Genomic DNA, 13,851 nt, shown 5'->3' on the forward strand with positions numbered 1-13,851 from the left:
CCGCGGCTCCTCTATCAAATGCGGCAGGCGTCTGGGGTTTTATACATGAACGAAATTCATCAATTATATAAAAAACATTCAAGACGTTGGTGGATTGCTTTAGCGCACTTGGCACGGGGAAAGCTCATGGAGAGAGCAGAACTTCCACACGCCCCTTCATGAAACTAGCCGACCTCAAAACCTCCGGACACTGGCCCACGCTCTTAACCTCGTTTCTGTACTTTGATGTCAGTTTCATGGTCTGGACCATCCTGGGCGCCCTCGGGGCGCAGATCGGGGCCTCCCTCGGCCTCACTCCTCAGGAGAAGGGGCTGATGGTGGCGGTGCCCTACCTCTCGGGCGCATTCATTCGTATTTTCCTCGGCATGCTGGTGGACCGCATCGGAGCCAAGAACACGGGCATCATGGCGCAGCTCATCGTCATCGCAGGCATGACCACGGCGTGGCTCACAGGCTTGCACCAGTTTTCCCACACGCTCATGCTGGGCGTGGTGCTGGGGGTTGCAGGCGCCAGCTTTGCCGTGGCGCTGCCTCAGGCTGGCCGCTGGTACCCGCCTCACATGCAGGGGCTGGTGCTGGGCCTCGCGGGTGCGGGGAATGTCGGCGTGGTCATTGATGCGATCCTGGCGCCTCGGCTGGCCGTCATCTATGGCTGGAATACCGTTTTTGGCCTGGCGCTCATCCCGCTGGTCCTGGTGCTCGTCATCTACATCGTCTTCTCCAAAGAGGCGCAGGTGAAGGTGAAGAAGAAGACGCTCAAGGATTATGTGAATCTGCTGAAGGAAAAAGACGCGCACTGGTTCTGCTTCTTCTACACCATCAGCTTCGGCGGTTTTTCCGGACTGGCCGCATCGCTCATCATCTACTTCACCTCTGAGTTTCATCTCATGCCTGTCGAAGCCGGCACCTGGGCGGCTCTATGCACGCTGGTGGGCGCTCTGGGAAGACCGGTGGGCGGGGCTCTGGCTGACCGCCTCGGTGGCATTCGTGCCCTGCATGTCTTTTTCCTTGTGGCGGCACTGGCCCTGGTGCTGGCGGCTTGTGCGGGAACGATCGGGCTCTGCGCCTTTGGTTTCTTCCTGGCTTCCTGCGCCTTCGGCATGGCCAATGGTTCCGTATTTCAGCTGCTCCCGCAGCGCTTTGCCAGGGACATCGGTGTGATGACCGGCCTCGTGGGCTGCGGTGGTGGACTGGGCGGCTTCATGCTCGCCAGTTCATTGGGCTACTCCAAAGGGCTCACGGGCAGCTATCTCGCAGGTTTGCTCGCATTTTCCGCGCTGTGCATTCTGGCCCTCATTGGCCTCAATTTCGTCAAGCTCCGCTGGCGCACCACCTGGGGCGCTCTGGCTGAGGCACGCATTTAATCCGCACTTTGTTTTCCGAAGCGATGAAAGTACTCACCACCAGTCACGGCATGGCCAGAGAAGAGGGGATTCCTTCTTCCGATGCCTTTGCCGTGCGCTCGTGGGATCAAACGGTCATCGCCGTGCTTAGCGATGGCGCGGGCAGCGGCGAACCTGCGCGCGAGGCCGCGCAGCGCGCAGTGAGCTCTCTCATTGAGCATTACAGCGCACGTCCGCGCACCTGGTCGCCCCAGCAGGCGCTCACCACCTTTGCCCGTATCCTCAACCTGGCGCTGTATCAGGAGTCGCAGGTGCGCTATGAACGCACAGAAATGGTGGCCACGCTGGCCGCAGTGGTGATCGAGGGAGACACGCTGCACGGCATCAATCTAGGAGACTCCTCGATCTGTCTCTGGCGCGAGGGAAAGCTGAACACGCTCTCCACCACACACGTGGAAACGGCGCGCTCCCACATTCTCACGCGTGCGCTCGGCATGAGCGCGGAGATCGAGCCCTCCTGCTTCACGCTCACACTGCAGGATGGTGACGTGGCTTTTCTCTGTTCTGACGGTGTGTCCAACCATGTGTCCATGGATGAAATCGCCCTGGCGCTCTCTCGCCACAGCTCCGCCCGGGGCATCGTGCAGACTGCGCGCCAGAAGGCGAAGGATGAAACGCTGGATGACATGAGCGCCCTGGTCCTGGACATCCATCAAACCGGCAGACTTCACGCCATGAATGCACGCGCTCTCACCATTCCGGCAGTTTTGAAAAAGGGGGACGTGATCGACGGGTATGAACTCATGCGCTCGTTTCATGGCACCAGCCGCGTGTGGCTGGCGGAAAAGGACGGCCATCGTGTCGTCATGAAATTTGCGCCGGTGGAGGCGGTTGACAGTCCGCAGCATCTCGAAGCCTTCACGCACGAGACATGGAACGCCACCCGTGCCCAGTCCGCGCACTTCGTCCGCTCATACGAGCCGCCGGGGCAGACCATGCGCTACTATCTCATGGAGTTTGCGGATGCGCCCAGCCTTGCCGCCGTGCTGCGTGAGCGCATGCTCTCAGTGGACTCTGCGATCGCGCTGGGGAAGTTTCTCGCGGAAGCCGCACAGACGCTTCTGCGCCTGGAACTCGCCCATGGCGACATCAAGCCGGAGAACATCCTCTGCATCGGTGATTACACGCGTCTCACCTTCAAGCTTGTCGATCTCGGCAGCGCTGCCGCCATCTTCTCCGTCTCGTCACGTGCCGGCACCGCCAGCTACCTCGCGCCGGAGCGTTTTCAAAATGTCCCCATCAGCGAGCGCACTGAGATCTTTGCCATCGGCGTCACGCTGTATCAGGCGCTCACGGGCAGGCTGCCCTACGGTCAGATCGAGCGCTTCCAGACGCCTGTTTTCCATCCGGCGAAGCGGCTGTCCAAGATCAATCCGAACATCCCATCATGGCTGGAGGCCGTCATTCACCGTGCCATCGCCATCAAGCCCGCGCGTCGCTACCAGCACTACTCCGAGCTGGCGCATGACCTCAGTCATCCTGATCGCGTGCAGCCTTTCTATGAAGCGGACACACCGCTGATCGAGCGCAACCCCGTCGCCTTCTACAAGACCGGCTTTTTTGTCTTTTTGCTCACCACGATCTGGCTGGCTTTCAGGCTCCTGTCCCAGAAGTGACGCCCTTCAATTCCCCCCACCGCCGCTAACATGAACTCAGTCCCCGTCATTCCTGACAACGCACCCTTCTCCACCGAGCAGCGAGCCTGGCTCAATGGCTTCCTCGCCGGTGTTCTCAATCGCGGCTCCGCAGCCGCCGTGTCTTCGCCGCAAAAGGCGGCCACCCCGCTCCTCATCGCCTTCGGCAGCCAGAGCGGCAATGCGGAAAGTTTGGCCAAGCGGCTGGCCAGGGAAGCATCGGGTCGGGGCTTCGCAGCGCGCGCTGCGGGCCTCGACTCGCTGCAACCCGCCGATCTCATCAAAGAGCAAAACGTCCTTCTCATCACCAGCACCTGGGGGGAGGGGGACATGCCAGACAACGCCGTGTCTTTCTGGGACAGCCTCAATCAAAATGGCAGCAGCCCGAAGCTGGATGGCGTGCAATACAGCATTCTCGCTCTGGGGGATAAAAATTACGGGGATACTTTCTGCCTGGCTGGCAAGAAGCTCGACACACGCCTCGCCGAACTGGGAGCGAAGCGCATTGTGGACCGCGTCGATTGTGATGTGGAGTTTGACGAGCTGGCGAAGAAATGGAGCACCAATGCTTTCACGGTCTTGAGCGGAGATTCGGCAGCGGCATCGGCCGCATTCGTTGCGCCCGCAGAGGAGGCGGACGCAGAGGAGGCGGACGCAGAGGAGGCGGACGCAGGCTACAGCAAAAAGAGGCCGTTCCCAGCCAAGCTCATTGCCAACGTGCCTCTGAATAGTCGAGGCAGCAGCAAAGACACCCGGCACATTGCATTCTCGCTCGCGGGCAGCGACCTGACCTATGAGGTCGGAGATGCGCTGGGCGTATTTGTGCAAAACTGCCCGGAAGTGGTTGATGCGGTCATCGCTGCGCACGCCTTTGATCCGCAGGCGGTGGTGGCGCTTCCTGACGGCGGCAGTGCTCCGCTGAGGGAGGCGCTCATCAAGCACTACGAAGTGAGAAGCCTCTATGGAAAGAGCGAGGAAGCCAGTCTGTCGCTCGCGGTGTTCGTGGAAAATCTGCGCAAGCTGCAGCCTCGCCTCTACTCCATCGCATCCAGCATTAAGAAGCATGAGAATGAAGTCCATCTCTGCATCGCGGCGGTCCGCTACAGCACCGATGGCGTGGCTCACAAAGGCGTGGCTTCCACCTTCCTTGCGGATCGTCTGCCACTCGAGGAGACCACGGGCATCTACTTCCACGCGGCCAATCATTTCCGTCTGCCGGCAGATCTCACGAGACCCGTCATCATGGTCGGGCCGGGCACCGGCATCGCGCCATTCCGTGCCTTCCTCGAAGAGCGCGAGGCAACGCAGGCTTCGGGAAAAAACTGGCTGTTCTTTGGCGATCAAAAGCGCGCCAGCGACTTCCTCTACCACGACCAGATCATTGACTGGGTGCAAAGAGGGCACCTCACACGGCTGGACACCGCATTCAGCCGCGATCAGGAAGAAAAGATCTACGTGCAGACCCGCATGCTGCAGGCCGCCGCGGAACTCTGGCAATGGCTGGAGGAGGGCGCTCACTTCTATGTGTGTGGTGATGCCAAACGCATGGCCAAAGATGTCGATGATGCGCTGCACAGCATCATCCAAACCGCTGGTGGCAAAACGGCCGAGGAGGCCGCCGCCTACGTCAACCAAATGAAAAAGGAGAAACGCTATGCGCGCGATGTCTATTGAACCACCTCCAGCCGCACTGCCGGTGAACACCGATTTTTCCAGCGAGCAGAAGCGCTACCTCGAAGGATTTTTTGCCGGCATTGCCGCGGGCGGAGTCTCCTTTGGCGACCTCGCACCTGCGCCCGCAGCTGCGTCTTCCGGAGCAGCCTTGGACGACCTGACCAAGGAGGAGCGCATCAAGCGGGAACTGCATCCCTTTGATGCCATCGAGCAGCTCGTCATGGATGCCCGGTGGAATTCCAAGCCCGAGCCGGAGTCGGTATTTCGCTACAAGTGGAATGGTCTCTTCTGGCTCAATCCCGTGAAGGACGGCTACATGTGCCGGCTGCGCATTCCCGGCGGCATCGTGAAGAGCTACCAATTGCGCGAACTGGCCGCCATCGCCCGGGAGCTCACCACAGGGTACATTCAGATCACCACGCGGAACAATTTTCAGATTCGCCTCATCGAGCCGAAAAACTGTCCCGAAGTGCTGCGCCGCATCCAGGGCTGCGGCCTGCACTCCAAAGGTGCGGGTGCGGACAACATCCGCAACATCACCATGAACCCATGCGCGGGCTATGATCCGTATGAGCTCATCGATGTGCGTCCGCTGGTCAATGAACTCGCCACTCTCATCATCGCCTCCAAGGAGTTTTACGATCTGCCGCGCAAGTTCAACATCGCCTATGACGGCGGTGGACTCATCTCGGCGGTGGAAGACACCAACGACATCGGTGCCAGCGCGGTGAAGATCGGTGAGAACAGTGAAGGCATCGAGCCCGGTGTGTATTTCCGCATCGCTCTCGGCGGTGTCACCGGGCATCAGACTTTTGCCAGTGACTGGGGTGTCATCGTAAAGCCCGAGCAGCTCAATGACGTCATGGTCGCGCTGCTGCGGGTCTTCATCCAGTTCGGTGATCGGACGAACCGCAAGAAGGCACGCTTCAAGTATGTCATTGAGGACAAAGGATTGGATGGTGTGCTGGTCGAAGCTGAGAAACTTCTGAAGTTCAAACTCACCCGTCTTGCGCCCACGGCGCCGTGCCAGGCGAAGCGGGAGTTTTCCCAGCAGGGCCATTCACATGTCGGCACGTTTCCACAGAAGCAGGACGGCCTGGTTTACATCGGTGCCAGCGTTCCTGTCGGTCAAATGACTGCGAAGCAGCTCGATCGCATTGCGGATCTGGCGGACAGCTATGGCTCAGGAGAAATCCGGCTCACCGTCTGGCAGAACTTCATCATTCCGAACGTGCAGACGGCCTATGCCGCCACTGTGGCAAAGTCCTTGAAGAAGCTGGGCTTTCCAAGTGAGCAGTCGAATCTCAAGAGCGGCTTTGTGGCCTGCACCGGCAACAAGTACTGCAAGTTCGCTGCCAGCGACACCAAGGGGCACGCCATTGCGATGATGGAGTATCTCGACAAGCGCGTGAAGCTCGACAAGCCCGTGAACATTCACTTCACCGGCTGCGCCCACTCCTGCGCCCAGCATTTCATGGGGGACATCGGCCTGCTCGGCACCAAGGTGAAATCCGAAAGCGGGGAGGGGTACCACATCACCGTGGGCGGTGGGTTTGGTGAGAATCGCAAGATTGGCCGTCAGATCTTCAGCGGCGTGGCTTTTGAATCTCTCGGCTCCACCCTGGAGGCGATGCTCAAAGGCTATCTGGACAAGCGTGCCGCTGAAGAAACTTTTCATGCCTTCTGCAATCGGCACACGGTGGGTCAGCTGCAGGAGGTGTTCAGCTCTGAGTCATGATTTGCGACCTGGAGCGTTCGATCTCAGCTGGCGGCTCTGCCGTCAGCATCATCGACGCGGCGCTCCGCGATCAGCAGACGCTGCGCACGCCTGTCGCTCTCTTCTCCGACGAATACGATGCCAGATCAGTGCGCGAGCGCTTCACGCATCTCATTCCTCTGAGCAAACCGAATCCCGGGGAGCAGTATGCGTTTGAGGTCAACCTGGACGCCTGCACCGGCTGCAAAGCCTGCGTGGCGGCCTGTCATTCCCTGAACGGACTTGATGACGGCGAAAGCTGGCGCGACATGGGCCTGCTCGTTGGCACACGGAAGCAGCCGTATCTGCAAACCGTCACCACCGCCTGCCATCACTGCGCGGAGCCCGCCTGTGCGGAAGGCTGCCCGGTGCTGGCCTATGACAAGGACGCCGTCACAGGCATCGTGAGGCATCTGGATGACCAGTGCATCGGCTGCAGCTATTGCATTTTGAAGTGCCCGTATGAGGTGCCAAAGTTCAATCTGAAGCGCGGCATCGTGCGGAAATGCGACATGTGCCAGGGCCGCCTCGCGGAAGGTGAGGCACCTGCCTGCGTCCAGTCCTGCCCCAATGAAGCCATTCAAATCAAGGTCGTGAAACTCGATGCCGTGCCAGATCGTGGCAGCATCATCACGGGTGCGTTTGATTCCAGCTACACGCGGCCCACGACGACCTACGTTTCCTCCCAGCCTGTGCCCGCAACCGCCAGACCTGCGGATGCCGGGCGGCTGGATCTGGATCATGGGCATGATCCGCTCTCATGGATGCTCGTGCTCACACAAATGAGTGCCGGTGGTTTCATAGGCTGCGCCATCGCCATGTGGATGAATTTGATGACCTTGCAACAGGCCGCCTTGACCAGCGGAGCAGCCCTCGGTGTGGGTTTGGCGGGGGTGGCTTTGAGCACGCTGCACCTCGGGCAGCCACTGAAGGCCTGGAGAGCCTTTCTTGGCTGGCGCAAATCCTGGCTCTCACGCGAGATCATGGCCTTCGGAGCATTGCCCGTGGGCGGTCAGGCCATCTTTGCAACTTGGTGGCTGGGCAGCATGGAGTGGATGCGGCTGGCGGTGGCGGGGACTGCGGCGGCGGCCGCGGTCGCCGTGTGGTGCTCGGTGATGGTCTATGTGGACACGCGCAGGCCGTTCTGGTCTCTGACGAATGTGACGGTCAAGTTCCTCGGCACCATGCTGCTGCTGGGTTCCTCCATGTGCGCTGTCATTTGGAGCTGGTGCGGCATGACTCATGCCGGATGGGCCATAGCGTCCACTCTGCTGTGTCGGTGGGTTTTGTCGCTCTGGGAAATTTCGGGATACCGGCGGGCATTGGCTGATGAGAACTGCGCCTGGCACAAATCAGCGCGCGTGTTGCAGAAACATCTCTCGAAGCAAATCGAGGCACGGGGGCTGCTGCTTATCGCCACCGGTTTGCTGATCCCTGTCATGATCGCCGCCGGGGCCTCGGCGCTTTGGATGTTGAGCTTGTCGCTGCTGCTGACCTTTGGCAGCCAGTTGATCGAACGCCTTTATTTTTTTACCGCTGCGGCAGGCTCTAAAATGCCGGGGAACTGACCATGAAAAAACTGCCTGCCATGACTCTGCGCGAATGGGACGGTCCGCTCACGGCCGATCTTGTGCGTGAGCCCGCCAGATTTGGTCTGGGGCAGGTGCCATCCCATCTGCTGCCGGATGCGACGACAACCGCGATCTGTGGCTTTTGCTCCACCGGCTGCGGGCTTAAAGTCCACCTGAAGGACGGTGCAGCGGTCAATCTCACACCGGACCCCGACTATCCGGTCAACCTCGGTGCCGCCTGTCCCAAGGGCTGGGAGGCGCTGAGTGTGCTGGACTCGCCGGATCGTGCCAAAATGCCTCTGCTGCATGGCAAGGAGGTCGATTGGGACACGGCTCTTCGCTACTTCTGCGACAAGATGCGCGGGATTCTCGATCAGCATGGGCCCGAAGCGGCTGCGTTTCTCAGCACCGGTCAGATCATGTTTGAGGAGATGGCCTTTCTCGGCGCTCTGGCAAAGTTTGGCATGGGCATGATCCATGGAGATGGCAACACGCGCCAGTGCATGGCCACTGCTGTTACCGCCTACAAGGAGAGCTTTGGCTTTGATGCGCCGCCGTTCACGTATGCCGACTTTGAAGAAAGCGATGTGCTCGTCTTCATCGGGGCAAACCCGTGCATCGCGCATCCCATCATGTGGCAGCGCGTGCTGCGGAACAAACGCCAGCCGGAGATCATCGTCGTTGATCCCCGCACCACGGAGACAGCCATGGCCGCCACTCAGCATTATGCCATCAAACCCAAAAGCGATCTCACGCTGCTCTACGGACTCGCCCATCTCATCATCCGCGACGGCGGCGTGGACACTTCCTTCGTGGAGCAGCACACCAGCAGATTCGAGGACTTCCAGAGCTTTCTCTCGGACTTCCATCCGGCGCGCGTCTCGCAGGAGACGGGCATTAGCGTGCATCGCCTCGTTCATTTTGCCCAGACCATCATCTCCGGAACACCGCGTGTTTCATTCTGGTGGACGATGGGAGTGAACCAAGGGCATCAAGCCACTCGCACTGCGCAGGCGATCATCAATCTGGCCTTGATGACGGGGAACATAGGCAAGCCCGGCACCGGGGCCAATTCGATCACGGGCCAGTGCAATGCCATGGGCTCACGCCTGTTCTCCAACACCACAAGCCTGCTGGGAGGGCATGATTTTCGCAATCCACGGCATCGCGAGAAAGTCGCCGCGGCTGCTGGCATTCCCTTGGAGCGCATTCCTGACCGGCCAAGCCTGGCGTATGATCAGATCCTCAAGGCGGCTGACGAAGGCAAGGTGAAGGCGCTGTGGTTTGTGGCCACCAATCCCAGCCACTCGTGGATTGATCAAAACGAGATCAACCGCATTCTCGACAAGCTGGACTTCGTGGTGGTGCAGGACATGTACTGCACGACTGAAACGGCGAAGCGTGCGCATCTGGTGCTGCCAGCCGCAGGCTGGGGGGAAAAAGAGGGCTGCTTCATCAACAGTGAGCGCCGCATCGGCTACAGTCCCAAAGTCTATCGTGCGCCGGGGCAGGCGCTGGCGGATTTCCACATCTTTCGCCTCATCGCCCATTATTGGGGCTGTGATGATTTGTTTCGTGGCTGGAGCAGCCCGGAGGCGGTCTTTCGCGTGCTGCAGCGCTGCACGGAAGACCAGCCCTGTGACATCACGGGCATCAATGGGCATGAGATGCTGCGTAAATCCGGCGGTGTGCAGTGGCCGCTTCCCAGAGCTCAAAGCTCCAAGTTTGAAGCTTCAAGCTGGAAGGAGAGGCGGTTGTTTGAGGACGGCCAGTTTTTCAACCCGGACAAGAGGGCGAAGTTTGTCTTTGATGCGCCGGAGGCCGCGTCGGAACAGCGCAGCAACGAGTATCCGTTGATTCTCATCACCGGGCGCGGCACCAGCGCGCAGTGGCATACGGAGACACGCACCGGGAAGTCTGCCGTGCTGGCGAAGATGATTCCTGAAGAGCTCATGCTGGATCTGAATCCGCTGGATGCGACCCGGCTCGGCATCCGTGATGGCATGCACGTGCGTGTGATTTCGAAGCGCGCTGAACTCACCGCCAAGGCACGCCTGACGAACTGTGTCTCCCCTGGTGAGGTGTTTCTGCCCATGCATGACAACCGGGTGAATCAGCTCACGCATGCTTCGTTTGATCCGCATAGCCGCCAGCCGAGTTACAAGCACTCGGCGGTGCGGGTGGAAAAGTAGTCCCAAGTGATGCGGGCACTCTTGCCTGCAACGAACGTCCTAGGTTGCTCGAATTGCGGGCAAGAGTGCCCACATCACTTATCACTCAATCTTTCTGATCTTCGTCAGCACCAACGCAGGCTTTCCGTTCTCCCGTGCCTGCGCCAGATCGACAGTAAACTCTGCCTGCCAGTCGTTGAGTTCTTCCGGATCAATCAGCACCTGGCAGACGCGCCAGGAGGCATTGTCCTCACTCGGTTCCACGTAGGTGTGGCGGCCGTTGCGGGCTTCATTGTCGAGGCGGATGCGCTCATGCTCGGTGTAATACGGTTCCATGAGGGCGGCCAATGAATCAGCGGTCCATGCTCCGCTGACGGTGCTGACTGCCGCGGCGTAGTTTTCCACGGAAAGAGGGCGCAGGAAGCGGAAGATCTCGGTGCGAATGAGCGCGGTGAATTCGCGTTTGTTGCGCGTGATGTCCGGGGCTTCGGCGGGCTTTTCCTCCTGTTCATCAGGCTTGAAGTTAGGGTCGCGCATGCGCTCCCATTCATCCAGCAGGCTGGAATCCGTGCCGCGCAGTACCCCGGCGATCCATGCCTCCATTTCCTGCACGGGCTCGGTTTTGAAGTTCTCAGGCACGGTCTGTGCCAGCACCTTGTGCACGCCGGAGAGATGCCGCAGCAGCACGCCTTCGGCGCGGTGCAGGTCGTAGTCGTTGATGTAGTCGCTGAAGGTGCGGAAGTTCTCGAACATCTCGCGGGCGATGCTCTTGGGGCGGATGTTCTCCTGGCCAATCCATGGATGCGCGTCGCTGAAGGCGTTGAAGGTGCTGTAGATGAAGTCGCGGCAGGGTTTCGGGTATTCGAGTTCTTCGAGCTTGGCGATGCGTTCTTCAAACGGCACGCCTTCGTTCTTCATCGCCACCATGGCCTCGTCCTTCACCTGATCGAGCTGACGGCGCAGGATGATGTCCGGATTTTCGAGGATGGATTCGCACAGCGTCATGACATCCGCCGCATACGTGGGCGAGGCGGGATCAATGAGCGCGAGCGTGTCGATGAGGTAGAGCGAGAGCGTGTAGTTCAGCGAGAAATCCTCCTGCAGCTCCACATTGAGCCGCAGCTTGGTGCCGTCCTCGGGTCGCTGCGCGGTGGGGATGATCTCGATGATCTTGCGCTGCACGAGCGCGCGGAACAACTGCCACGCGCGCTTCTCGTGCTGCTTCTTGGCATTGGTGGTTTCATGCGAGTCGGCAATGAGCTGGCGCATTGCGGCACAGGCATCGCCCTTGCGGCTGAGCACCTGCAGCAGCATGCCATGCGAAACTTGAAAACGCGAGGCCAGCGGCTCGGGCGCGGCGGTTTGCAGCTTTTTGAAGGTGTCTTCATTCCAGCCTACAAAACCCTCGGGGGGCTTCTTCTTCACCATCTTGCGCATCTTCTTCACATCGCCGGCGGCCTTGGCCTCCATCTTCGCATTCTCCACCACGTGCTCCGGAGCCTGGCAGACGACGTAGCCCACGTCGTCATACCCACGACGTCCGGCACGCCCGGTGATCTGGTGGAAATCGCGCGCGCTCAGCGTCGCCACCTTCTCGCCGCCATACTTGCTCAGGCGCGTTAGCAGCACGGTGCGGATGGGTACATTCACGCCGACGCCCAGAGTGTCAGTGCCGCTGATGACCTTCAGCAATCCGCGCTGCGCCAGCTTCTCCACCAGCACACGATACTTGGGCAGCAGGCCGGCATGATGAATGCCGATGCCATGGCTGAGATACTTCTTCACTTCCTTGCCATAGGGACTGGTGAACTTCGCGCCTTGCAGCGCCTCCTTGATCGCTGCCTTTTCTGCCGTGGTGCTGAAGTTCAGGCTCATCAAATCCTGCGCTGCCTGCGCGGCTTCGTTCTGCGTGAAGTGCACCAGATAGACCGGCGCTTTGTTGGCCGCCACGAGATCCTGCAGCGTCACATCCACGGACGTCTGCGCGTAGCTGAACTCCAGCGGCACGGGGCGCTCATAGGCGGCCACCACGGTAGTCTCCGCCTTGGTCAGGTTGGTGAGCTTCTCTTTGAAAAAGTCGGAGCCACCCATCGTGGCGGACATCAGCAGAAAGCGCGAGTCGCTCATCGTCAGAAGCGGCACCTGCCAGGCCACGCCGCGCTCACGGTCCGAGTAGTAGTGAAACTCGTCCATGATCACCTCGCGGAAGGGAGCCTTGCCGCCATCTCGCAGCGCGTAGTTGGACAGGATCTCCGCTGTGCAGCAGAGGATGGGCGCGCTGCGGTTCACCGTGGCATCACCCGTCGCCATGCCCACGTTGTCAGGGCCAAAGTCTCGGCACAGCGCCAGAAATTTCTCATTCACCAGCGCCTTGATCGGGCAGGTGTAAACGGAGCGCCGCCCCTTGGCCAGGGAGCGGAAGTGCATGGCCAGTGCCACCAGCGATTTGCCCGAGCCGGTGGGGGTGTTGAGGATCACATTGCGATCATCAAACAACTCCAGAATCGCCTCCTCCTGCGCGGGGTAGAGTTCCAGCTTTTTCTCCGCCACATAGTCGAGAAATCCCGCCAGCAACTCGTCATTGGAGCAGTCGGTGGATTTGGGCAGTCGGCGCAGCAGCGGGTGGTCGGTCATTTCTTGCACATCGCCTGTGACCCTCACGCATGCAACCGCCTGACGAGATCAAAACGGGGGCGGGCCGAAACCGGGAGGTGGGCGCATGCCGGGGCGGCCTCCCGGGCCACCACGCCTGCCGCGTCCGGGCGGACCGAAACCGCCGCCGGGTGGGCCACGCCGTGCGAAACTGGCATCCGGCGTGCCGGCAAACTGGCGTGGCACGTAGGGATACTCATTCGTGAGCACGTAATAGTAGGTGCCCTTGGGAAATTCGGGAGTCACTCCAAAGCGGCCGTTGCTGGCATCCAGGTCGCCGCTGCCTTCGATGTATTCATAGTCCTGCACAAAGGCTCCGTCATACTTGCCGCCGGGAGAGCCTGCGGGGCGGGTGCCTGCCTTGATGGCATAGCTGGAATCAAGCTTCTTCAAAGCGCTGTCGCCATCCTGCGCCGTGCTGTAGCCCCAGGGGCCATAAATGGGGAAACCATCCGCCGCCCAGCCGACGAGCACCACCTGCGGCTTGTCGCCTGCGATCTTTTCGATCATGCCATTGGGGATGCCATGGTAGTGATAGGCCCCGTTGGGCTGCACATGCGCATTGCTGGAATCAAGCCCGAGATCAATCGCTCCGCCATGAGGCTCGTATTGCCAGCCGCTCGCCGGATTGCCCTGCCACCACTCAGCGGCAAAGGGATCAAACACGACGCCGTTCACCGCGATGCCGAAGGGCTGCATGTGAAAAGGCACCGGCTTTTCCGCGAGCTTCGGATGCAGCGGCACCTTGTAGTCGTAGCTCTGCGGCGCGATCACATTCGGATTGTGCCGGTTGGGGAACTGGCCAGGCGTGTGATCGGGAATGCCATTGGCCTGGATGCGGCGATAGTTGTCATCCGTGGTGATTTTCACCTCGTTCGGCGGCAGCTTTGATGAAGCTGCGAGGCTGGCGGTCACAACTACGGTGCTGATCACTTTGATCAGCATGGCAGGAGAGGCTGAGAGGCGGGAAAATCTCATGTTGGGGAGATA

At 60.2% G+C, this 13,851-nt stretch carries 8 protein-coding genes; 6 read left to right on the forward strand and 2 right to left on the reverse strand.

Annotation, left to right across the window (positions count from 1 at the left end):
* Positions 1-158: 158 nt before the first annotated feature.
* The 6 genes from ACILSL_RS03220 to ACILSL_RS03245 are packed head-to-tail and all read left to right on the forward strand — an operon-like array spanning position 159 to position 10,230.
* Entirely contained in the window at positions 159-1,364 is a 1,206-nt protein-coding gene (locus ACILSL_RS03220) for a nitrate/nitrite transporter (RefSeq protein ID WP_395730557.1), read from the forward strand.
* 23 nt (positions 1,365-1,387) lie between these two features.
* The gene (locus ACILSL_RS03225) at positions 1,388-3,019 is read left to right on the forward strand and encodes a bifunctional protein-serine/threonine kinase/phosphatase (RefSeq protein WP_395730558.1); all 1,632 of its coding nucleotides are present in this window, start codon (positions 1,388-1,390) and stop codon (positions 3,017-3,019) included.
* Between the two features lie 30 nt (positions 3,020-3,049).
* Positions 3,050-4,711 (forward strand): sulfite reductase flavoprotein subunit alpha, encoded by a 1,662-nt coding sequence (locus ACILSL_RS03230; RefSeq protein WP_395730559.1) that lies wholly within the window; start codon positions 3,050-3,052, stop codon positions 4,709-4,711.
* Positions 4,701-6,449, forward strand: coding sequence for a NirA family protein (locus ACILSL_RS03235; protein WP_395730560.1), 1,749 nt, complete (start codon positions 4,701-4,703; stop codon positions 6,447-6,449). The genes ACILSL_RS03230 and ACILSL_RS03235 overlap by 11 nt, the downstream gene beginning before the upstream one ends.
* Positions 6,446-8,035, forward strand: coding sequence for a DmsC/YnfH family molybdoenzyme membrane anchor subunit (locus ACILSL_RS03240; protein WP_395730561.1), 1,590 nt, complete (start codon positions 6,446-6,448; stop codon positions 8,033-8,035). Before ACILSL_RS03235 ends, ACILSL_RS03240 begins: the two co-directional genes overlap by 4 nt.
* Positions 8,036-8,037: 2 nt before the next feature.
* Positions 8,038-10,230: a molybdopterin oxidoreductase family protein gene (locus tag ACILSL_RS03245; RefSeq protein ID WP_395730562.1), complete on the forward strand. Its 2,193-nt coding sequence runs from the start codon at positions 8,038-8,040 to the stop codon at positions 10,228-10,230.
* An 81-nt stretch (positions 10,231-10,311) separates the two neighbouring features.
* Here the strand turns inward: ACILSL_RS03245 and ACILSL_RS03250 are convergent, their stop codons facing one another.
* Together ACILSL_RS03250 and ACILSL_RS03255 are read right to left on the reverse strand one after the other, a co-directional pair.
* Positions 10,312-12,843, reverse strand: coding sequence for a DEAD/DEAH box helicase (locus ACILSL_RS03250; protein WP_395730563.1), 2,532 nt, complete (start codon positions 12,841-12,843; stop codon positions 10,312-10,314).
* A 48-nt stretch (positions 12,844-12,891) separates the two neighbouring features.
* A complete protein-coding gene (locus ACILSL_RS03255) occupies positions 12,892-13,839 on the reverse strand; it encodes a YHYH protein (protein WP_395730564.1) in 948 nt (315 codons plus the stop codon).
* Positions 13,840-13,851 lie beyond the last annotated feature (12 nt).

Source organism: Prosthecobacter sp. (genome assembly GCF_044222345.1).
Taxonomy (GTDB): domain Bacteria; phylum Verrucomicrobiota; class Verrucomicrobiia; order Verrucomicrobiales; family Verrucomicrobiaceae; genus Prosthecobacter.

Coding starts and splice junctions, on each gene's coding strand:
- ACILSL_RS03220 (WP_395730557.1), top strand. CDS start 159: ATGAAACTAGCCGACCTCAAAACCTCCGGACACTGGCCCACGCTCTTA.
- ACILSL_RS03225 (WP_395730558.1), top strand. CDS start 1,388: ATGAAAGTACTCACCACCAGTCACGGCATGGCCAGAGAAGAGGGGATT.
- ACILSL_RS03230 (WP_395730559.1), top strand. CDS start 3,050: ATGAACTCAGTCCCCGTCATTCCTGACAACGCACCCTTCTCCACCGAG.
- ACILSL_RS03235 (WP_395730560.1), top strand. CDS start 4,701: ATGTCTATTGAACCACCTCCAGCCGCACTGCCGGTGAACACCGATTTT.
- ACILSL_RS03240 (WP_395730561.1), top strand. CDS start 6,446: ATGATTTGCGACCTGGAGCGTTCGATCTCAGCTGGCGGCTCTGCCGTC.
- ACILSL_RS03245 (WP_395730562.1), top strand. CDS start 8,038: ATGAAAAAACTGCCTGCCATGACTCTGCGCGAATGGGACGGTCCGCTC.
- ACILSL_RS03250 (WP_395730563.1), bottom strand. CDS start 12,843: ATGACCGACCACCCGCTGCTGCGCCGACTGCCCAAATCCACCGACTGC.
- ACILSL_RS03255 (WP_395730564.1), bottom strand. CDS start 13,839: ATGAGATTTTCCCGCCTCTCAGCCTCTCCTGCCATGCTGATCAAAGTG.